A 21402-nucleotide genomic window follows, 5' to 3' on the forward strand; every position below is an offset into this window, starting at 1 on the left:
TACTTGTTGATTGTTAACTGCTTTATTTTATAAAGATTTCATGTGTTTTCGGATGAAGTCTACTGCATAGATTTGTTCTAAGCTCCTATTTTTTCGATTTAGCATTATGCCTGTTGGCATAATGCTTCTCTCCTGTTAAAACTGAGCACTGTTTTTTTAATTTAAATCTAATGGCAAAAATATGATGAATAGCAGCCAAACATTGGTTGTGAAACTGGGGACGAGCGTACTGACAGGCGGCTCTCGTCGCCTGAATCGAGCTCATATTGTAGAACTGGTAAGGCAATGTGCTCAACAGCATGAAAAAGGTCATCGCATTATTATTGTGACTTCCGGTGCTATTGCGGCAGGGAGGGAACATTTGGGCTATCCGGATCTCCCGGCAACGATTGCGTCCAAGCAATTGCTGGCGGCGGTCGGGCAGAGCCGGTTGATTCAGTTATGGGAGCAGCTTTTTTCTATTTATGGTATTCATGTTGGGCAAATGTTACTGACCCGAGCAGATTTAGAAGATCGCGAACGTTTTTTAAATGCCAGAGATACCTTACAGGCTTTGCTCGATAATCGCATTGTGCCCGTAATTAATGAGAATGATGCGGTTGCGACGGCGGAAATTAAAGTGGGTGATAATGATAATTTATCTGCGCTGGCGGCAATTCTGGGGGGAGCGGATAAGTTGCTATTGCTGACGGATATTGAAGGGCTATATACCGCTGATCCGCGTAGCAATCCAGACGCAAAACTTATCCCGGAAGTTTATGACATCAGCGATGAATTACGTATGGTTGCCGGTGATAGCATTTCGGGTTTAGGGACGGGAGGAATGGCAACTAAACTTCAGGCGGCGGGGATTGCAGGTCGCGCGGGTATTGATGTCATTATTGCCGCTGGTAATAAACCTGATGTCATCTCTGATGTCATTGAAGGTAATTCAGTAGGTACTCGCTTTCATGGGTTGGAAAGCCCGATGGAAAATCGCAAGCGTTGGATTTTTGGCGCACCTCCGGCGGGTGAAATTATTGTAGATCATGGTGCTGAAACAGCAATCTGCGAAAAAGGCAGCTCTTTATTACCGAAAGGGATTAAAAATATTAAAGGTGATTTCTCCCGTGGAGAAGTTATCTGCATTCGTAGCCTGTCTGGTAAGGATTTGGCGCATGGTGTTTGCCGTTATAACAGTGATGCTCTACGTTTAATTGCAGGCCGCCATTCACAGCAGATAAGCCAGATCCTCGGTTATGAATATGGCGCTGTTGCGGTTCATCGTGACGACATGATTGTGAGTTAAGGATTCATAATGTTAGAACAAATAGGAAAGGCTGCCAGGGAAGCTGCATGGCAACTGGCACAGCTAAGTACAAAACAGAAAAATCAGGCATTAATCCGTATTGCAGATTTGCTAGAGCAGGAAAGCGCAATCATTCTTGCAGCTAATCAGCTTGATATAATTCAGGCCCGCGAACAGGGCATGAGCGAAGCATTGTTGGATCGTCTGTTATTGACGCCGGAGCGTTTGACGGCGATAGCTCACGATGTTCGTCAGGTGTGCGGTTTATCTGACCCGGTAGGGGAAGTCATTGATGGCAGTTTGCTTGACAGTGGCTTGAGGTTGGAGCGTCGCCGTGTACCGTTAGGCGTGGTTGGGGTGATTTATGAAGCACGTCCTAATGTCACCATCGATGTTGCATCTCTGTGTTTGAAAACCGGTAATGCGGTTATTTTGCGTGGTGGTAAAGAGACTCACAACACCAATCAAGCGACAGTGAAAGTCATTCAGCAGGCACTTGAACAGAGTGGATTACCTACCGCAGCCGTGCAGGCGATAGATAAACCGGACCGTGAGTTAGTCATTCAGCTACTGAAAATGGATCGCTATGTGGATATGTTGATTCCACGTGGTGGCGCAGGGTTGCATAAGCTGTGCCGCGAGCAATCGACTATTCCAGTTATTACGGGTGGAATTGGTGTTTGTCATACTTTTGTCGATGAAAGTGCTGATTTTGATAAGGCATTAACTGTAATCACTAACGCTAAAGTGCAACGTCCGAGTGCCTGTAATGCTTTGGAAACCTTGCTGGTACATCATAAGATTGCGGCTGATTTTCTGCCTGCATTGAGCAAGAACATGAAAGCGCAGGGAGTGACTCTGCATGCGAGTAAATCAGCAATGGCTTTTTTGAAGGATGGACCGGCTAAGGTCGTGGATGTTACGGAAGCAGATTACCGTGATGAGTGGTTATCTCTGGATATGAATGTGGAAATTGTCAGTGATATGGAGCAGGCAATTGATCATATTCGTACCTATGGTACGTCCCATTCTGATGCTATTTTGACTCAATCTTTGCACAATGCTGACTATTTTGTTCGTCAGGTTGATTCTGCCGCGGTTTATGTGAATGCTAGCACTCGCTTTACTGATGGCGGCCAGTTTGGTTTGGGAGCGGAAGTTGCCGTTAGTACGCAGAAACTGCATTCCCGCGGCCCAATGGGATTAGATGCGCTGACTACGTATAAATGGATTGGTTATGGGGATGATTTAATCCGTAAATAATGTGTTTACTGTTACCCCAGAAGCGTATCTGGTTATATTGAAGTTTCGATAAGATCATGCTTTGGGGTAGCTTTTACCGTATATATTAACTTTTGATTTTACGTTAGTGTAAAGTTCTGGTTACTATAGGCGTTAATATATTTTTAACGATGAAATTTACCAAGGATATCAGGCAGTGAACCAAATATTGTTTATTGTAGGTGCACGTGGGGCAGGAAAAACGACGGTTGGAAAATTATTAGCCAATGAATTATCGTACACATTTATTGACACTGATCACTATATCCAACAAACCAGCAACATGACCATTGCGGATATTGTTAACCAGCAAGGGTGGCAACAATTTCGGCAATTAGAAAGCCAAGCTTTACAACAAGTTAGTCAAAGCAATCGTGTTATTTCTACCGGTGGAGGGATCATTCTTTCCACTGCAAATCGCCAATATATGCGACAAAATGGCACGGTGATTTATCTTCAAGCTTCAGCGAGCATTTTGGCTGAACGATTAATGCAGCAACCAGAAAGTACCCAACGCCCTAGTTTGACGGGAAAATCTATTGTTGAAGAAATGGAAGAAGTGCTTGCCGCCAGAGAAAATCTCTACTGTGAATGTGCGAACCATATTATTAATGCGCAACTTTCACCGGAAAAAATTGCAACTTATGTGAAAGAAATTATGCTCTCTGGAATAGTCTCCTGACACTATTTTAGTATTTTTTTATAGAGAAATAAGACTATTACAGTGTCGAATAATAAATAGTATCTTCTATTTATTTTTTCAAATGGGTTGAGATACGAATATGTTGTTTAAATTTCTAAGGCTTGTTTTTCGTTTAATGTTTCGTTTAACAGTAGAAGGAGATATTAAACAATTTAACCACCCTAAATGCCTTATCACGCCTAATCATGTCTCTTTTCTTGATGGTGTTTTGCTGACGCTTTTCTTGCCGGTTAAGCCAGTATTTGCTGTCTATTCCAATATTGCAAATCGTGGTTTTATGAAACTGGTAAGTCGCTATGTTGAAATAGTCCCTTTGGACCCAATAAATCCAATGGCTGTCAGGGTGTTGGTTAAGGAAATAGAAAAGGGGCGGCCAATAGTTGTTTTTCCAGAGGGGAGAATTACTGTTACCGGTTCTTTGATGAAAATCTATGATGGGGCGGCTTTTATTGCGGCGATATCCGAAGCCGCTGTGGTTCCTGTTCGTTTTGAAGGATTAGAAAGAACCCTATTCAGCCGATTAAAAGGTATTTTCAAACTTCACCTTTTTCCGAAGGTGACAATGAAAATCCTGCCTGCGACACAATTGCCGATGCCGAATGCGTCTGGTTCGGAGCAACGACGTCGTTTAGCCGGTGAGCGTTTGCATGAAATAATGATGAGTGCACGAATGGCGACCCGACCGCAAGAAACAATATTTGAATCTTTACTGGTTGCACGAAAACAATTTGGTCGTTTTAAGCCCTGTATTGAAGATGTTTCTTTTAAAGAAGACAGTTATAACAGTCTGCTTAAAAAAGTACTGGGCGCCAGCCGTATTTTGCAGCGTTTTACCTGTCAGGGGGAACGGGTTGGTTTTCTTTTACCCAATGCCACTATTATGGTCGCTGCGATATTCGGGGCATCTTTGAGAGGAAGAATACCGGCTTTATTAAACTATACAACCGACAGTCATGGATTGAAGAATGCGGTAGAGATTGCCAGTATTAAAACTATTGTGACTTCCCGACAATTTCTGGAAAAGGAGCGATTAACTCATTTATCTGAGCAGGTTACCGAGGTTAATTGGGTTTATCTTGAGGATTTGGCAGGTACAGTGACTTTTCAGGATAAATTATGGATCTTGTGGCACCTCTTTTTTCCGAAGCGAGCGATGGTGGCGCAAAAACCAGATGATGATGCTTTGGTGCTATTTACGTCCGGTTCAGAAGTTGTATCAAAAGGTGTGGTTCACAGCCACGCTAGTTTGTTAGCCAATGTGGAACAGATAAAAACCATTACTGATTTTAATCCACTTGACCGTTTTATGTCTTCTTTACCGCTATTTCATGCATTTGGATTGACGGTTGGCTTATTCACTCCGTTGTTGTCTGGTAGCCGAATATTCCTCTACCCAAACCCATTGCATTACCGGATAGTGCCAGAACTGGTATATGAGCGTAACTGTACCGTATTATTGGGTACATCCACTTTCCTGGAGAATTATGCCTATTTCGCTCATTCATATGATTTTGCGCGTCTTCGTTGTGTTATAGCCGGTGTTGAGAAGCTCACTGAAAATACGAAACAGATTTGGCAAGACAAATTCGGTATTCGCATTTTAGAAGGATATGGCATGACAGAATGTGCGCCTGTCATTGCATTGAATGTGCCGATGATGGCTAAGGTCGGTACTGTTGGGCGGATTTTGCCGGCAATGGAATCCCGTTTGATTCCGGTAGCAGGAATTAAGGCGGGGGGGCGTTTGCAACTGCGTGGCCCGAATATGATGAAAGGGTATCTGAGAATTGAAGATCCAAATCATTTAGAACCACCAGCGGCAAAAGATGAGCATGGAAATATTCAGTTTGATTGGTTCGATACCGGAGACATTGTTTCAATTGATGAACAGGGATTCTGTACTATTCTCGGTCAGGGGAAACATTTTGCTAAACAGGAAAAAATCGTGTCATTGGAAAGTGAAGCTGAACAGGAATAATCATCGTGAATCCATCCGTCGTTGTTCAACCGTTATTAACCCGTGGCATGAAAGCCGTATTGGTGTCACAATTTTTTTCAGCTTTTGCCGATAATGCGCTGTTATTTGCGATTCTGGCACAGTTGAAAGCCCAGTTTTATCCTGACTGGAGCCAGCCGATATTACAGATAGTGTTTGTTTTGGCATATATCCTATTGGCGCCTTTTGTGGGGCAAACAGCCGATCGTTTCCCGAAAGATCGTGTGATGTTGTTTGCTAATAGCGTCAAGTTGTTGGGCGCATTTACTATTTGCTTGGGATATGATCCATTTCTGGGTTATGCCTTGGTGGGAGTAGGTGCTGCATCATATTCACCGGCTAAATACGGAATCTTGGTTGAACTGACCGATGGTGATCGTTTGGTAAAGGCTAATGGTTTGATGGAGGCTTCAACGATCATTGCCATTCTTACGGGTTCTGTTGCTGGCGGTTTGTTGTCTGATTGGAACCTGGCTATCGCACTGCTTGTTTGTGCGCTGATGTATGGTATCGCTGTTATCGCTAATTTCTTTCTCCCTCGATTATCGGCTGTACGTCAGGATAAGGGCTGGAATCTGAAAAAGATGCTGACAGACTTTGCTTCATCTTGTTGTATTCTTTGGCATAACAAAGGCGCTAGGTTTTCTTTAATTGGCACCAGTTTGTTCTGGGGGGCGGGTATAACAGTGAGATTCCTATTGGTCTTATGGGTACCTGTTGTGCTGGGAATTTCTGACAATAGCACGCCGACAATACTTAATGTGATGGTTGCTGTCGGCATTATTATTGGCGCAGGTGTTGCTGCCCGTTTTATTACCCTTAAAACGGTCCATCGTTGTATGCCTGCTGGTGTTTTAATCGGCGTGATGGTGGTCATTTTTGCTGTTCAGCAAAATATTTGGGCTTCCTACGTCTTATTAATCATACTCGGTATTTTTGGCGGTTTGTTTATTGTTCCACTGAATGCATTATTGCAGGAAAGCGGCAGACAAACGGTTGGGGCCGGTTATGCCATCGCAGTACAGAACTTGGGTGAGAATATCGCCATGTTATTGATGCTTGGCTTGTACTCATTGGTTATTAAAATAGGCGTCCCGGTTGTTACAACAGGGATAGGTTTTGGTACTCTGTTGGCGTTGACAATCATGAGTTTGTGGATTTGGAACCGGTTTCAAAGAAATTGATCTTTTACCGGATAAAGAGTGTGTTATGAGTGAAAAAATTCTGACTCAGCTTAGTATTGAACTGGGAGAGAAGTTGAGACAGCAAAAACTGTGGGTGACCTGCGCTGAATCTTGCACCGGTGGCTGGTTGGCGAAAACAATTTCAGATATTGCCGGTAGTTCTGCTTATTTTGACCGAAGCTTTGTGACATACAGTAATAAAGCTAAGCATCAAATGCTGGGCGTGTCAGAAGCTGTTTTACAGCAATATGGGGCTGTTAGTGAACAGGTGGTGAGAGAAATGGCCGCAGGAGCGCTGAAAGCTGCGCGGGCAGATCTGGCGGTTTCAGTCAGTGGCATTGCCGGGCCTGATGGCGGTAGCGAAGAAAAACCTGTTGGTACCGTGTGGTTTGGGTTTGCATATCTGACGGTAAATGGGGTAGAAGTTGTGTCCCGCAATTGTTGTTTTAACGGTGATCGAAATGAAGTACGCCTTCAAGCTGTCATTTATTCTCTGAAAACATTGTTATCAGAGATTATATACCCTATGGATTTCAAGATGGATCGCGACGGCAAGGGTGCGAATCCCCGGGAGCATAGGTAACTATGTGACCGGGGTGAGTGAGTGCCGCCAACAAAGAGGCGACTTGAAAGATGACGGGTATAAAAAATTAACTTGATGCTGTATGATTATACAGTATAATTGTAGGCAACATTTCAGTATTAAAAATTATTCATCGGCAGTGAGAGAGCCCTTTCATTGCTTACGAGGGAGTAAAAATGGCTATTGATGAAAATAAACAAAAAGCACTAGCGGCGGCACTAGGCCAAATTGAAAAACAGTTTGGTAAAGGTTCCATCATGCGTTTGGGCGAAGACCGTTCAATGGACGTTGAAACTATCTCCACGGGTTCATTGTCACTGGATATTGCATTAGGTGCTGGTGGCCTGCCGATGGGGCGTATTGTTGAAATTTATGGCCCGGAATCTTCTGGTAAGACAACGCTGACATTACAGGTTATCGCCGCGGCACAACGTGAAGGTAAAACCTGTGCGTTTATTGATGCTGAACACGCCCTTGATCCTATCTATGCTAAGAAGTTGGGCGTTGATATTGATAATCTGTTGTGCTCTCAACCCGATACCGGAGAACAGGCTCTTGAGATCTGCGATGCGTTGACACGTTCCGGCGCTGTTGATGTCATTATCGTAGACTCCGTAGCTGCCTTAACGCCAAAAGCCGAAATAGAAGGGGAAATTGGTGATTCTCATATGGGGCTGGCAGCTCGAATGATGAGTCAGGCAATGCGTAAACTGGCCGGTAATTTGAAAAGCTCCAATACGTTGTTGATCTTTATCAACCAGATCCGTATGAAAATTGGCGTCATGTTCGGTAACCCTGAAACCACAACCGGTGGTAACGCACTGAAATTCTATGCTTCTGTTCGTCTGGATATTCGCCGCATTGGTTCTGTGAAAAATGGCGAAGAGGTTGTTGGTAGCGAGACCCGTGTGAAGGTAGTAAAAAACAAAGTGGCAGCGCCATTTAAGCAAGCAGAATTCCAGATTATGTATGGCGAAGGCATTAACACTTATGGTGAATTAATCGATTTAGGCGTGAAGCATAAATTGGTGGAAAAAGCGGGCGCATGGTACAGCTATAATGGCGATAAAATTGGTCAGGGCAAAGCGAATGCTACCATCTACCTGAAAGAGCATCCTGAAATTTCTGCTGAACTGGATAAAAAATTACGTGAAATGCTGTTGCATAATGCCGGCGAATTCAGTAGTGCCGCTTCTGATTACGAAGGCGATGAAAATGAAGAGATGAATAACGAAGAATTCTAATCTGACTCATTATATCGGTAGTCTGTAATTCTCGGATTAAAACTGTAAAAGTTTTGTCATCAAACTTATACCGCGTTAATAATGACGCGGTTTCTCCTCTCAGAAAGCAAGTATTATCCATATTATGCGATCATGCTTTCAGAAAATACCCAGACGATTTACAATGCTGCCAGCGAATGGATGTGTCTGGGATTTTATACCTTATGGATTTCAAGATGCGTCGCGACGGCAAGGGAGTGAATCCCCGGGAGCATAGGTAACTATGTGACCGGGGTGAGCGAGTGCAGCCAACAAAGAGGCAACTTGAAAGATGACGGGTATACTTCTAATAGAAGAACTTTTATCTTATCCCCACTTTGTTTATTCGTGAGTTGAAAGTAGGTGATGGAATATCCCACCTAACCAATTCATAAATCTGTTTTTTCCAGCTTGATTTCGGGACAATTATGAGCAAAAGCACCGCTGAGATCCGTCAAGCGTTTCTCGACTTTTTTCATACTAAAGGGCATCAAATCGTACCAAGTAGTTCTTTGGTGCCAAATAATGACCCAACACTGCTATTTACCAACGCAGGGATGAACCAGTTTAAGGATCTATTTCTTGGACAGGACAAAAGATCTTATTCTCGAGCAACAACAGCTCAACGCTGTGTTCGTGCCGGTGGTAAACATAACGATTTAGAAAATGTAGGTTACACCGCACGCCATCATACTTTCTTTGAGATGCTTGGTAATTTCAGTTTTGGTGACTATTTCAAACATGATGCTATTAGCTATGCTTGGGAACTTCTGACGGGCAAAGATTGGTTCAATTTGCCTAAAGAAAAATTATGGGTAACTGTCTATCAGACAGATGATGAAGCCTATGATATTTGGCAGAACGAAGTCGGCATACCAGCGGAAAGAATTATCCGCATTGGCGATAACAAAGGTGCGCCTTATGCATCGGATAACTTCTGGCAAATGGGTGATACCGGTCCTTGCGGCCCTTGCACTGAAATTTTTTATGATCATGGTGAACATATCTGGGGTGGGCCGCCAGGAAGCCCGGAAGAAGACGGTGACAGATATATTGAAATCTGGAATATCGTCTTTATGCAGTTCAACCGTCATGCCGATGGTACGATGGAGCCGTTGCCAAAACCATCAGTAGATACAGGGATGGGGTTGGAGCGCGTCGCCGCTGTATTGCAGCACGTCAATTCTAACTATGAGATCGATCTGTTCCGTGATTTGATTACTGCTGTTGCTAATGTCACTGGTGCTACAGATGATCTGAGTAATAAATCTCTGCGGGTTATTGCTGATCACATTCGTTCATGTGCATTTTTGATTTGTGATGGTGTTGTTCCTTCTAATGAAAACCGTGGTTATGTTCTGCGTCGTATTATCCGCCGAGCTATCCGTCACGGTAACATGTTAGGGGCTAAAGATACCTTCTTCTACAAACTGGTTGCGCCATTGATAGACGTGATGGGTGCTGCGGGAGAAGAGCTTAAACGCCAGCAAACCATTGTTGAGCAGATCTTGAAAACAGAAGAAGAGCAGTTTGCTCGTACTCTGGAACGTGGCCTTCAGTTGCTAGATGATGAACTGGCAAAACTGTCCGGTGATATTCTGGATGGCGAAACGGCTTTCCGCCTGTATGATACCTATGGTTTCCCTGTGGATTTAACCGCTGATGTTTGCCGTGAGCGTAATATTAGCGTTGATGAAGCGGGATTTGCCGTGGCAATGGAAAATCAGCGTCGTCGTGCTCGTGAATCAAGTGGTTTCGGCACCGATTATAATGAATTGATCAAAGTTGATGAACGCAGTGATTTCTCTGGTTACGATCATAACGAACAGCAGGCAACAGTAACTGCTATCTTCCGTGATGGTGAATCAGTCGATCAAATTCAAGCGGGTGAAGAAGCGATTGTTATATTGGATAAGACCGCTTTTTATGCTGAATCTGGTGGACAAGTTGGTGACTCAGGCATTCTGAGTAATGCCGATTGTGCTTTTTGTGTTATTGATACACAAAAATATGGTCAGGCTATTGGTCATATTGGTAAGCTTGAAAAAGGTACCTTAAGTGTAAACCGTAACATCAATGCGGTTATTGATATTGAACGTCGTGATGCAATTCGTTTGAATCACTCAGCAACCCATCTGTTACATGCTGCGTTACGTCAAGTTTTGGGTGAGCACGTATCACAGAAAGGCTCTCTGGTTAACGATAAATACCTTCGCTTTGATTTTTCTCACTTTGAAGCGATGAAACCAGAACAGATCCGTCAGGTTGAGGATTTGGTTAATGCCGAAGTTCGTCAAAATTCACCTGTTGTTACTGAATTGATGGATCTGGAAACAGCAAAAGCCAAAGGTGCGATGGCACTGTTTGGTGAAAAATATGAAGAACAAGTTCGCGTACTGTCAATGGGGGATTTTTCCACTGAATTATGTGGAGGGACTCATGCAAATCGCACCGGTGATATTGGCTTGTTCCGTATTATTGCTGAATCTGGAACGGCTGCGGGTATCCGTAGGATCGAAGCGATTACAGGTAAAAAAGCGGTAGAATCTGTACATCAACAGGTTGATTTACTTCAAGATATTGCTCAATTAGTGAAAAGTGATATCCATAGCCTGAGTGAAAAAGTACGGGTGACGCTGGATAGAACCAAAGCGTTGGAAAAAGAGCTTCAACAGCTTAAAGATCAGCAGGCTGCACAAGAGAGCTCTTCTTTAGCAAGCAAAGCGAAAGAAGTGAAGGGTGTGAAGTTGCTGGTTAGTCAGTTAAGTAATACAGAACCTAAGATGTTGAGAACGATGGTTGATGATCTAAAAAATCAACTAGGTTCAGCGATTATTGTGCTTTCCACTACAAGTGATGATAAAGTCAGCTTAATTGTTGGTGTCACAAAGGATCTGACTGCTAAAATAAGAGCAGGTGAGTTGATTTCTTCTGTAGCTCAGCAAATCGGTGGTAAAGGCGGTGGTCGTCCTGATATGGCCCAGGCAGGTGGTTCTGATGTTGAAGCATTGCCTTCTGCTTTGGATAGCGTGGAAGAGTGGGTAGCATCGCGGCTATAAGCGGTATTACCTGAGTTTACGGGGCATCATAGCGTTGTTTTTGTGGTGCCTTGAAATCTTGTTGTGAAATTGTTAAAAGGTTAAGCGCATATTTATTTATTTTGGCTAAACTATATAGGTAGGAAATGCGCTTAAAATTGCTTATACTTTAAGCATATACCATTGTTTTACGTTTTCACGGTGTTTGATGGATAATAGCGGGGAAACCGAAAGACCCGACTCTTTTAAATTTTCAAGGAGCAAAGAATGCTTATTCTGACTCGTCGAGTTGGTGAAACGCTCATGATAGGCGATGAGGTAACAGTTACAGTACTGGGGGTTAAAGGTAACCAAGTTCGTATTGGTGTAAATGCCCCTAAAGAAGTTTCTGTTCACCGTGAAGAAATTTATCAGCGGATTCAGGCCGAAAAGTCTCAGCCAACAACTTACTGACTCTAAGTTGGCGTCCTATCTCTGTCAGAACCGGGCGCCATTTTTGAGGGATCTCACCTCTGTTGGTATTTTTAGGTCTTGCTAATTTCTTAAACTCTTGTCTATTTTCCCATCTTTTTTGTTTTTCTATCGTAAGAACAGCGTGTTCCTATCATGCTATTGTGGCGAATAACGATTTGTATGTACTTCAATTGAGGTTGTGATAATTTACTGCTGATAAAGCACACTTTTTGACGGCAAACTAAACATCTTGTGTGTGAAGTGTTCAAATAAACACAGGTTTAGAAAAATTGTTTGACTTATAAGTCTGGGAAAGTAATATGTGCGCCACGCAGTGACGAGGAGCTTAAATAAAAGTTCTGGGTCGCGATTCGAAAGAAAGCGTACGGTGAGATGGCCGAGAGGCTGAAGGCGCTCCCCTGCTAAGGGAGTATGCGGTTAAGAGCTGCATCGAGGGTTCGAATCCCTCTCTCACCGCCATTTAAACCACGCATCCATAGCTCAGCTGGATAGAGTACTCGGCTACGAACCGAGCGGTCGGAGGTTCGAATCCTTCTGGATGCGCCATATTTAGCCTCGAGATGAAATCATCTGGGGCGCCATTCAGGTAATAGAAGCAACTACTGCCTTTTACCAAGAGTGAAAAACTGAACACGCATCCATAGCTCAGCTGGATAGAGTACTCGGCTACGAACCGAGCGGTCGGAGGTTCGAATCCTTCTGGATGCGCCATATTTAGCCTTGAGATGAAATTATCTGAGGCGCCATTCAGGTAATAGAAGCAACTACTACCTTTTATCAAGAATGAAAAACTGAACACGCATCCATAGCTCAGCTGGATAGAGTACTCGGCTACGAACCGAGCGGTCGGAGGTTCGAATCCTTCTGGATGCGCCATAATTTAGCCTTGAGATGAAGTCGTCCGAGGCGCCACTCAGGTAATCGAAGCAACTACTGTCTTTTACTAAGAGTGAAAAACTGAACATGCATCCATAGCTCAGCTGGATAGAGTACTCGGCTACGAACCGAGCGGTCGGAGGTTCGAATCCTTCTGGATGCGCCATATCAAGCCCTGCTTCAACAGCAGGGCTTTTTCCTTTCTGGCTGTCTGTGTTGCCATAACCAACACGCTCTCTGTATGACGCTGAAATGTTTTTGCTGCTATATCTAATCAGCGACAATTTGACTTGTTTAAGATAAAGTAAACCCTTATAAAAATTCTTCTAAAACACTACGGGAGGTCGAATTGATCCCGGACGTATCAAAGGCTCTATCATGGCTAGAGGCGCATCCGACAATTTTAAATGGAATTCGTCGCGGTGTTGAACGTGAAACATTGCGTATTACTTCCGATGGTAGTTTAGCCATAACGGAACATCCTAAAGCACTTGGTGCAGCGCTTACGCATAAATGGATTACTACTGATTTTGCAGAGTCATTGTTGGAGTTCATAACACCAGTTAATGATGACATAAAATATACGATTTCTTTTCTTAGCGATATTCATCGTCACACGGCGCGTATGCTGGATAAAGAAAAAATGTGGCCATTGAGTATGCCATGCTTTATTGATGCGGAGGAGAACATTACTCTGGCTCAATATGGCACATCGAATGTTGGTCGCTATAAGACTTTATACCGTGAAGGGTTAAAAAATCGTTATGGCGCGTTAATGCAGACCATATCCGGGGTTCATTATAATTTTTCATTGCCAATTGAGTTCTGGCGCGCCTGGGCTGGTATTGAAGATGCAGAGAGTGGTAAAGAGCAGATCTCTAATGGCTATTTCCGCTTGATCCGTAACTATTACCGCTTTGGATGGGTGATCCCATACTTGTTTGGCGCTTCTCCGGCAATTTGTTCCTCGTTCTTACGTGGAAGAGAGACCTCTTTTCTTTTTGATCGGACAGAAGATGGAACTTGTTATCTGCCTTATGCGACTTCACTAAGAATGAGTAATCTGGGGTACACCAATAAATCACAAAGTGATCTGAATATTACGTTTAATAACCTACACACCTATATTGACGGGTTGAAAAAAGCGATTCGCAAACCGTCTGATGAGTTTGCTAAATTGGGTATTAAGCAAGGCGATAAACATATTCAGCTCAATACCAACGTCTTACAAATTGAAAATGAGTTGTATGCGCCAATCCGACCTAAACGTGTCACAAAAGGGAATGAATCGCCTTCTGATGCGTTGCTGCGTGGGGGAGTAGAATATATTGAAGTTCGTTCATTGGATATTAATCCATTTGCAGCGATTGGCGTCAATGAAACACAAATTCGTTTTCTTGACCTATTCTTAATATGGTGCGTGCTTGCCGAAGCGCCTGAGATGGGCAGTGATGAATTAGATTGTTGCCGTAAGAATTGGGATAGAGTGATCCTTGAAGGGCGTAAACCAGGGCAAATGATTGGTCTTGGTTGTGGAAGTGTGGAAGAGCCGTTAGCAAAAGTCGGCAAAAAGTTATTTAGTGACTTGAAACGGGTTGCCGCAATATTGGATAGTTGTTCTGGCACACAATATCAAAAAGTTTGCGAAGAATTAATTGCTATGTTTGATGATTCATCACTGACTTTATCGGCTCGCGTGCTGGAAAAAATGAAGGGCCAGGGCATTGGTGGCTTTGGACTGGAACTGGCAGATGAATACCATCAGCAACTGATCAATGAAAAATATGAGGTTATTAGCGACGAACAGTTTGCTATAGAACGCAGGGCCTCCGTAGAGCGACAAGACGCGTTGGAACGTGAGGATACGATGAGTTTTGATGAGTATCTGAAGCAACAGACGGGATGCTAGAAAAGAAAATGGCCACAAGTAAAAGTGGCCAAATGGGATTTTCTAGAGAATAGGGATAATAATAACGCTTCTTTCATTCTTTATGACCGGTGGCAGATGAAAAAGTTTCATTTGCTTGAAGAAAAATCTGAATTTTTTGTGGAGATGAAGAAATGCCTTTACTGGATAGTTTTACTGTTGACCATACTCGTATGAATGCGCCAGCCGTAAGAGTTGCTAAGACTATGAAAACGCCTCATGGCGACACCATCACAGTTTTCGACTTACGTTTCTGCGTACCTAATAAACAGGTTATGCCTGAAAAGGGTATTCATACACTTGAACATTTGTTTGCTGGTTTTATGCGCAACCACCTCAATGGCGAGGGGGTTGAAATTATTGATATATCGCCAATGGGATGTCGAACAGGTTTTTATATGAGCTTGATTGGCGCACCGGCGGAAATACGCGTTGCGGACGCATGGAAAGCGGCGATGGCTGATGTTTTGAAAGTGAAAGATCAGAGCCAGATCCCAGAGCTAAATATTTACCAATGTGGTACTTATCACATGCATTCACTGACAGAAGCCCAGGATATTGCACGTCATATTCTTGATTCAGACGTCCTCGTTAATAAGAATGACGAGTTGGCATTACCGGAAGAAAAACTGACCGAATTAAAAGTGTAGTTCCATAGCAGTGATAATATTAGCAGTGATGATATTTCAGGTTCCTGAGATGAAGTATTAACAGGAATTTGCCGTTGGAGGTTGGTGATATGCCTCCAGCGGTATTAATTTTTCGCAGCGATTTAAATAGCTTGTGCTTCTTGCTCAGGAAATTGGCTAATGGGAGTGACTCGAACTTGTTTAATGACATTATCGTTCACTGAAAGTACTTCAAAATTATATTTGCCGATTTGCACTTGTACATTAAGAGCAGGTATTTCCCCTAACTCTTCAAGCACCATACCATTAACCGTTCGTGGTCCATCAACAGGCAATGCCCAGTTAAAGGCTTTATTTAATTCGCGGATATTGGCTGTCCCGTCAACCAAAATAGTGCCGTCGCTTTGCGGTGAAACTTCTTCTGCCAGAGAAGGGGACATTGATGTTGTAAAATCACCGACGATCTCTTCAAGGATATCTTCAACAGTGACCAGTCCTTGAATATCACCGTATTCATCAACGATGAGCCCGGCTTTTTCCTTATTGCGTTGGAAATTCACTAACTGGATATTAAGTGGTGTGCTGACTGGGACATAATAGATTTTATCTGCTGCTTTAATCAGATTTCTTTTGGTGAACTCTTTTTTTTCTGTCATCAGTCGGTAAGCTTCACGTACACGAAGCATGCCGATAGCGTCATCAAGCGAATCACGATAAAGCACGATCCGGCCGTGAGGTGAATGAGTTAATTGCCGTATGATGGATTTCCAGTCATCATTAATATCAATGCCAATAATTTCATTACGGGGAACCATAATGTCGCCGATTGTGACTTTTTCCAGATCTAAAATTGAAATCAGCATATCCTGATGTTGCTGTGATAGCTTGGCATTTGATTCATTTACAATAGTGCGGAGCTCATCTTTGCTAATTGCGTGACTAGAGCCAGTAGGGTGTTTGATACCAAGGCAACGCATTAACAATAAAGTAATTTTATTTAGCGTCCAAACTAACGGCAGCATGATTTTCTGTAACGGGCGGAGCAAAAAACTGCTCGGAAAAGCGACTCTTTCAGGATAGAGGGCGGCTATCGTTTTTGGCATAACTTCAGAAAATATCAGTACGATAAACGTCAAAATACCGGTTGCGATAGCGACTCCGGCATCGCCATAAAGACGCATACCAATGATAGTAGCGAGTGCTGAGGCAAGAATATTAACCAGATTATTACCGATAAGAATCAGGCTGATAAGCTGCTCAGGATGACGAAGTAATGCTTCAACTCTGCGGGCAGAGCGATTCCCCTGCTTTGCCAGATGACGTAAGCGATAACGATTCATTGTCATCATACCTGTCTCGGAGGCGGAGAAATAAGCTGAGACAATGACCATGATGACTAAAATAATCAGTAATGTGCTTGTTGAAACATGCTCCAAAGCGGAATTCCTTCCAAGTATTGATTGGACATCATACTCCTAGTAAACCATGATTTCCTGTAATAATCGATTGCCGAAATAGGCGAGCGTCAGGGTCAACGCGCCGATCAGGTTAAACCAGATAACGCGTTTACCGCGCCATCCATCATGGTAGTGGCCCCATAATAAAACGATATAAACAAACCACGCGATGATGGACAAAATTGCTTTGTGGATATTTTCGCTACTAAAAATATTATCTATATAGAGGATGCCGGTACAGAGCGTCAGTGTTAGCAATATTACGCCGACCTGAGTGATATGAAACATTTTGCGTTCAATGAACATTAATGGGGGCATATTTGGCGCAAAAGAGAGTTTTTTGTTTTTAAGCTGATGATCCAACCATCCAAGTTGTAATGCATATAATGCAGCGATAAGTAAAGTTGTGTAACCAAGAAGCGCTAATCCAATATGAATAGATAATCCAAAGCTGGCCTCTAGATGGGTAATAAATTCACCTGGCATCAGACTCGCTAAGACCAAATTTATCATGGCAAAACTGTAAACAATGGGTAGCAGGAACCAGGCACGACCGTGAGAAGCAACAATTGTCATGATGATGCAAGTCAGTAAACTGACAATAGAACCTAGATTTAGGAGAGTGAGATTTTGCCCGCTGCTAACGTGGAAAATCTGGTATTTAAGGGCAATAGCATGACAAATTAAAGCGACAATCGCGGAAAGTAATGCCAGCCTGCGGTATCCTTTTGATTTCCGCAATAAGCCGGGAATAATCAGTACCAGGCTGAGTAAATAAGCGAATGAAGAAATTATAGAAAATACTGGCATAGCATTAGTCGTTTTAGCGATAGTCTTTGGTTGAATTAAAGCTTAAGTATACCGCCAGCAAGGATAGCCTCCAACTGTTGTTAACTATCGGTGCGAATCTCTGTGCAGAGATCCCTTACCATCGTGTTATAATTTGCGAAATACGCCTTACAGGTAGCCCATTTAAAAAAATTGAGCAGAGACAATGTTTGATAATCTAACCGACAGACTATCGCGCACATTGCGCAATATCAGTGGCCGTGGGCGACTGACCGAAGACAATATTAAAGAGACACTGCGTGAAGTTCGCATGGCTTTACTTGAAGCTGACGTTGCATTGCCTGTAGTGCGTGATTTTATTTCGTGCGTTAAAGAGAGCGCGGTAGGCCACGAGGTGAATAAAAGTCTTACTCCCGGCCAAGAGTTTGTCAAAATTGTTCAGAATGAACTCGTTAAGGCGATGGGGGAAGTTAACAGTGAACTGAATCTTTCTACTCAGCCTCCTGCCGTCGTATTAATGGCGGGTTTGCAAGGTGCAGGTAAAACGACCAGCGTTGCCAAGCTTGGTAGCTTTCTAAAAGGAAAACAGAAGAAAAAAGTTTTGGTGGTATCTGCTGACGTCTATCGTCCAGCGGCTATCAAACAGCTTGAAACCTTGGCGCAGGCAGTTGGTATTGATTTCTACCCCTCTGACGCTCAGGAAAAACCCGTTGATATCGTGACTCAAGCGGTACAGCACGCCAAATTGAAATTCTATGATGTGCTTTTGGTGGATACGGCGGGTCGTCTGCATGTTGACGAAGCGATGATGGATGAAATCAAGCAGGTTCATAAAGCCATTAATCCAGTGGAAACCCTGTTCGTTGTTGATGCGATGACGGGGCAGGATGCGGCTAATACCGCGAAAGCTTTCAATGAAGCATTGCCGCTGACTGGTGTGGTGTTAACGAAAGTCGATGGTGATGCCCGTGGCGGTGCTGCGCTATCTATTCGTCATATTACCGGTAAGCCGATTAAATTCCTGGGTGTTGGTGAAAAAACGGATGCGTTGGAGCCGTTTCACCCGGATCGTATTGCCTCTCGCATCCTTGGAATGGGCGATGTCATTTCTCTGATTGAAGAGATTGAAAGTAAAGTCGATCGCACCCAGGCTGAAAAGCTGGCTTCTAAATTAAAGAAAGGTGACGGCTTCGATTTAAATGACTTTCTAGATCAGCTAAAGCAGATGCGTAACATGGGGGGAATGGCCAGCATGTTAAGCAAAATGCCGGGAATGTCTCAAGTGCCAGATGCAGTGAAATCCCAGATGGATGATAAAATTCTGGTAAAAATGGAAGCGATTATCAATTCCATGACGCGTAAAGAGCGGGAAAAACCGGAAATAATTAAAGGTTCTCGTAAACGTCGTATTGCCAATGGTTCAGGCACTCAAGTTCAAGATGTTAACCGCTTACTTAAACAATTCGACGAAATGCAGCGCATGATGAAAAAGATGAAAAAAGGCGGCCTGGCAAAAATGATGCGTGGTATGAAAGGCATGATGCCACCCGGATTTATGGGCCGTTAATCGATAAAGTCTCGAAGAATATCCACTTTGGATTGCTTTTTGCGCCAAAGTGAGTAAACTTTTCGGGCTTTTTATCTGACAACCGGACTTCGTTCCTCGATGAAGTCTGGTTGTTTTGTTAACTAATGAGGATGTTATGGTAACAATTCGTTTAGCTCGTGGCGGCGCCAAAAAGCGTCCGTTTTACCAAGTAGTCGTGACCGATAGCCGCAGCCCGCGTGATGGTCGCTTTATCGAGCGTGTTGGCTTCTTCAACCCTATTGCAACAGGGAAAGCAGAAGCACTGCGTTTAGATCTGGACCGTATTGAACATTGGGTTGGTCTGGGTGCAACTGTGTCTGATCGTGTTTCTACACTGATCAAAGACGCCAAAAAAGCAGCTTAATCTGTCGCGGTGGTAACTATGAGCAAGCAAACCTGTTTTGAACCGCCTGTAAACCCAATTGTATTGGGAAAACTAGGTTCAACTTATGGTATTCGTGGTTGGCTCAGAGTTTTTTCTTCCACCGAACATGCCGAAGACATTTTTGAGTATCAACCGTGGTTTATTCAACGGGCAGGCCGGTGGCAACACATTGAACTGGAAGCCTGGAAACACCACAATCAGGATATGATCATCAAAATTAAAGGTATTGATGATCTGGATGCTGCGAATTTACTGACTAATTGCGAAATTATTGTAGATTCAGAACAACTGCCAGAGCTGGATGCGGGTGATTACTACTGGAAAGACTTAATAGGTTGCCAGGTAATCAACACCGCGGGTTATAACTTGGGGACTGTCAATGACATGATGGAAACCGGTTCTAACGACGTAATGGTAATTAAAGCAAACCTGAAAGATGCATTCGGTATCAAGGAACGGCTAATTCCGTTTCTTGATGGGCAGGTTATCAAGAAAGTCGATCTCGCTACTAAAACCATTGAAGTAGATTGGGATCCTGGTTTTTAAACTCCGGTTATAAGCGGTTGAAATGAGTGGGACGCGATAATGTGGATTGGGGTTATTAGCCTGTTTCCTGAAATGTTCCGCGCAATAACCGATTATGGGGTAACTGGCCGGGCAGTGAAAAATGGCCTGTTAAGTATTGAATGCTGGAATCCACGGGATTTTACCTATGACCGGCATCGTACCGTTGACGATCGACCTTATGGCGGTGGTCCAGGCATGTTGATGATGGTTCAGCCTTTACGGGAAGCCATTCATGCAGCAAAAACTGCGGCAGGCGAAGGCGCAAAAGTGATTTATCTTTCACCTCAGGGACGCAAACTCAACCAACAAGGGGTTTGTGAGCTGGCAACAAATGAAAAACTGATTTTGATTTGCGGCCGCTATGAAGGGATAGATGAGCGGGTGATCCAAACCGAGATTGACGAAGAGTGGTCTATCGGTGATTACGTACTCAGCGGTGGTGAAATCCCTGCAATGACGATGATCGACTCCGTTTCTCGGTTCATACCGGGTGTTCTGGGGCGTCAGGCATCGGCGGAAGAGGACTCTTTTGCTGATGGATTGCTGGATTGTCCGCACTATACTCGTCCGGAGGTATTAGATGGTATGGAAGTTCCACCAGTGTTGCTGTCTGGAAATCATGCTGAAATTAATCGCTGGCGGATGAAACAATCGCTTGGCCGGACCTGGCTTAGAAGACCTGAACTTCTGGAAAACCTAGCTCTGACTGACGAGCAAAGGATATTGCTAACAGAGTTCCAACGGGAACATCTAGCTGAAGCAACTAATTAATCCAGACATATCCCCGAAGGGAATGTCTCTGATATATCAGTTTACCTAGGGTAAGAGAATTATTATGAGCAACATTATTAAACAACTTGAACAAGAGCAGATGAAGCAAGACGTACCTTCATTCCGTCCGGGTGACACCGTGGAAGTTAAGGTATGGGTCGTAGAAGGTGCTAAGAAACGTCTGCAGGCATTCGAGGGCGTGGTTATCGCTATCCGTAACCGCGGTCTGCACTCTGCATTCACTGTTCGCAAAGTTTCTAACGGCGAAGGTGTTGAGCGTGTATTCCAGACTCACTCCCCAGTCGTAGACAGCATTAACGTTAAACGTCGTGGTGCTGTTCGTAGAGCTAAACTGTACTATCTGCGTCAGCGTTCTGGTAAAGCCGCTCGTATTAAAGAGCGTCTGAACAGCAAATAATACGCTTTCGTTACATCCGAAAGTTATCATTAAAAGAGGTCAGCAATTGCTGGCCTCTTTTTTTGTCCCCGATTTAAAACCACGTTTTGTGGGCGTGGTCATCAATTTGGTTTATTGTAATGAAGAAACAGGTTGAATACGGGCGAGTTTTTTGGAGGATATTTTATTACGTCCCTCTGGGGTGAA

General features: G+C 43.6%; 17 protein-coding genes, 5 tRNA genes and 1 pseudogene. 21 read left to right on the plus strand and 2 right to left on the minus strand.

The features are described 5' to 3' along the window. Positions 1–184 precede the first annotated feature (184 nt). The 16 genes and pseudogenes from proB (at position 185) to luxS (ending at position 15262) form a co-directional block, all read left to right on the plus strand. On the plus strand, positions 185–1288 hold the full coding sequence (gene proB / locus C6H66_RS16680; protein ID WP_105396167.1) for a glutamate 5-kinase: 1104 nt from the start codon (positions 185–187) through the stop codon (positions 1286–1288). A gap of 9 nt (positions 1289–1297) precedes the next feature. Then, positions 1298–2551, plus strand: a complete 1254-nt coding sequence (gene proA / locus C6H66_RS16685) for a glutamate-5-semialdehyde dehydrogenase (protein WP_105396151.1) — start codon at positions 1298–1300, stop codon at positions 2549–2551. 175 nt (positions 2552–2726) lie between these two features. Beyond that, entirely contained in the window at positions 2727–3251 is a 525-nt protein-coding gene (gene aroL / locus C6H66_RS16690) for a shikimate kinase AroL (protein ID WP_105396152.1), read from the plus strand. A gap of 100 nt (positions 3252–3351) precedes the next feature. Then, a pseudogene (gene aas / locus C6H66_RS16695) lies at positions 3352–5229 on the plus strand (bifunctional acyl-ACP--phospholipid O-acyltransferase/long-chain-fatty-acid--ACP ligase); the annotation flags it as partial. A gap of 26 nt (positions 5230–5255) precedes the next feature. Further along, positions 5256–6452 (plus strand): lysophospholipid transporter LplT, encoded by a 1197-nt coding sequence (gene lplT / locus C6H66_RS16700; protein WP_105396154.1) that lies wholly within the window; start codon positions 5256–5258, stop codon positions 6450–6452. 25 nt (positions 6453–6477) lie between these two features. After that, positions 6478–7035: a nicotinamide-nucleotide amidase gene (gene pncC / locus C6H66_RS16705; RefSeq protein ID WP_105396155.1), complete on the plus strand. Its 558-nt coding sequence runs from the start codon at positions 6478–6480 to the stop codon at positions 7033–7035. Positions 7036–7211: 176 nt separating this feature from the next. After that, positions 7212–8279 carry a recombinase RecA gene (gene recA, locus C6H66_RS16710; RefSeq protein ID WP_046394746.1) on the plus strand — a complete coding sequence of 356 codons (1068 nt, stop codon included), beginning with the start codon at positions 7212–7214 and terminating at the stop codon, positions 8277–8279. Positions 8280–8725: 446 nt separating this feature from the next. Next, complete coding sequence (gene alaS / locus C6H66_RS16715) at positions 8726–11356, plus strand: alanine--tRNA ligase (protein WP_105396156.1); 2631 nt, start codon at positions 8726–8728, stop codon at positions 11354–11356. Positions 11357–11602: 246 nt separating this feature from the next. Next, a complete protein-coding gene (gene csrA, locus C6H66_RS16720) occupies positions 11603–11788 on the plus strand; it encodes a carbon storage regulator CsrA (RefSeq protein ID WP_002209449.1) in 186 nt (61 codons plus the stop codon). A gap of 387 nt (positions 11789–12175) precedes the next feature. Continuing rightward, a tRNA-Ser gene (locus C6H66_RS16725) sits at positions 12176–12268 on the plus strand. Between the two features lie 10 nt (positions 12269–12278). Continuing rightward, positions 12279–12355, plus strand: a tRNA-Arg gene (locus C6H66_RS16730). 88 nt (positions 12356–12443) lie between these two features. Next, positions 12444–12520, plus strand: a tRNA-Arg gene (locus C6H66_RS16735). Positions 12521–12608: 88 nt separating this feature from the next. Then, a tRNA-Arg gene (locus C6H66_RS16740) sits at positions 12609–12685 on the plus strand. A gap of 89 nt (positions 12686–12774) precedes the next feature. Further along, a tRNA-Arg gene (locus C6H66_RS16745) sits at positions 12775–12851 on the plus strand. A 183-nt stretch (positions 12852–13034) separates the two neighbouring features. Then, positions 13035–14594, plus strand: coding sequence for a glutamate--cysteine ligase (gene gshA, locus C6H66_RS16750; protein ID WP_105396157.1), 1560 nt, complete (start codon positions 13035–13037; stop codon positions 14592–14594). A 152-nt stretch (positions 14595–14746) separates the two neighbouring features. Next, a complete protein-coding gene (gene luxS, locus C6H66_RS16755) occupies positions 14747–15262 on the plus strand; it encodes an S-ribosylhomocysteine lyase (protein ID WP_036782343.1) in 516 nt (171 codons plus the stop codon). Positions 15263–15384: 122 nt separating this feature from the next. Here the strand turns inward: luxS and C6H66_RS16760 are convergent, their stop codons facing one another. Continuing rightward, positions 15385–16677, minus strand: a complete 1293-nt coding sequence (locus C6H66_RS16760; protein WP_146111060.1) for an HlyC/CorC family transporter — start codon at positions 16675–16677, stop codon at positions 15385–15387. A 39-nt stretch (positions 16678–16716) separates the two neighbouring features. Next, positions 16717–17508, minus strand: coding sequence for a cytochrome C assembly family protein (locus C6H66_RS16765; RefSeq protein ID WP_046397147.1), 792 nt, complete (start codon positions 17506–17508; stop codon positions 16717–16719). A 184-nt stretch (positions 17509–17692) separates the two neighbouring features. Here C6H66_RS16765 and ffh point away from each other — a divergent pair, with 184 nt between their 5' ends. From ffh to rplS, 5 genes are all read left to right on the plus strand, one after another. Beyond that, complete coding sequence (gene ffh, locus C6H66_RS16770; protein WP_036814100.1) at positions 17693–19054, plus strand: signal recognition particle protein; 1362 nt, start codon at positions 17693–17695, stop codon at positions 19052–19054. A 136-nt stretch (positions 19055–19190) separates the two neighbouring features. Continuing rightward, positions 19191–19439, plus strand: coding sequence for a 30S ribosomal protein S16 (gene rpsP, locus C6H66_RS16775; protein ID WP_036782335.1), 249 nt, complete (start codon positions 19191–19193; stop codon positions 19437–19439). An 18-nt stretch (positions 19440–19457) separates the two neighbouring features. Beyond that, a complete protein-coding gene (gene rimM / locus C6H66_RS16780) occupies positions 19458–20006 on the plus strand; it encodes a ribosome maturation factor RimM (protein ID WP_036782333.1) in 549 nt (182 codons plus the stop codon). Positions 20007–20045: 39 nt separating this feature from the next. Next, a complete protein-coding gene (gene trmD, locus C6H66_RS16785) occupies positions 20046–20798 on the plus strand; it encodes a tRNA (guanosine(37)-N1)-methyltransferase TrmD (protein WP_105396158.1) in 753 nt (250 codons plus the stop codon). 64 nt (positions 20799–20862) lie between these two features. Next, positions 20863–21216 carry a 50S ribosomal protein L19 gene (gene rplS / locus C6H66_RS16790; RefSeq protein ID WP_036782329.1) on the plus strand — a complete coding sequence of 118 codons (354 nt, stop codon included), beginning with the start codon at positions 20863–20865 and terminating at the stop codon, positions 21214–21216. The last annotated feature ends 186 nt before the right edge of the window (positions 21217–21402 follow it).

It is taken from the genome of Photorhabdus hindustanensis (assembly GCF_002968995.1).
GTDB classification, from domain to species: domain Bacteria; phylum Pseudomonadota; class Gammaproteobacteria; order Enterobacterales; family Enterobacteriaceae; genus Photorhabdus; species Photorhabdus akhurstii.

Coding starts and splice junctions, on each gene's coding strand:
- rimM (WP_036782333.1), top strand. CDS start 19,458: ATGAGCAAGCAAACCTGTTTTGAACCGCCTGTAAACCCAATTGTATTG.
- trmD (WP_105396158.1), top strand. CDS start 20,046: ATGTGGATTGGGGTTATTAGCCTGTTTCCTGAAATGTTCCGCGCAATA.
- recA (WP_046394746.1), top strand. CDS start 7,212: ATGGCTATTGATGAAAATAAACAAAAAGCACTAGCGGCGGCACTAGGC.
- csrA (WP_002209449.1), top strand. CDS start 11,603: ATGCTTATTCTGACTCGTCGAGTTGGTGAAACGCTCATGATAGGCGAT.
- rplS (WP_036782329.1), top strand. CDS start 20,863: ATGAGCAACATTATTAAACAACTTGAACAAGAGCAGATGAAGCAAGAC.
- proB (WP_105396167.1), top strand. CDS start 185: ATGAATAGCAGCCAAACATTGGTTGTGAAACTGGGGACGAGCGTACTG.
- rpsP (WP_036782335.1), top strand. CDS start 19,191: ATGGTAACAATTCGTTTAGCTCGTGGCGGCGCCAAAAAGCGTCCGTTT.
- alaS (WP_105396156.1), top strand. CDS start 8,726: ATGAGCAAAAGCACCGCTGAGATCCGTCAAGCGTTTCTCGACTTTTTT.
- proA (WP_105396151.1), top strand. CDS start 1,298: ATGTTAGAACAAATAGGAAAGGCTGCCAGGGAAGCTGCATGGCAACTG.
- pncC (WP_105396155.1), top strand. CDS start 6,478: ATGAGTGAAAAAATTCTGACTCAGCTTAGTATTGAACTGGGAGAGAAG.
- luxS (WP_036782343.1), top strand. CDS start 14,747: ATGCCTTTACTGGATAGTTTTACTGTTGACCATACTCGTATGAATGCG.
- C6H66_RS16765 (WP_046397147.1), bottom strand. CDS start 17,508: ATGCCAGTATTTTCTATAATTTCTTCATTCGCTTATTTACTCAGCCTG.
- ffh (WP_036814100.1), top strand. CDS start 17,693: ATGTTTGATAATCTAACCGACAGACTATCGCGCACATTGCGCAATATC.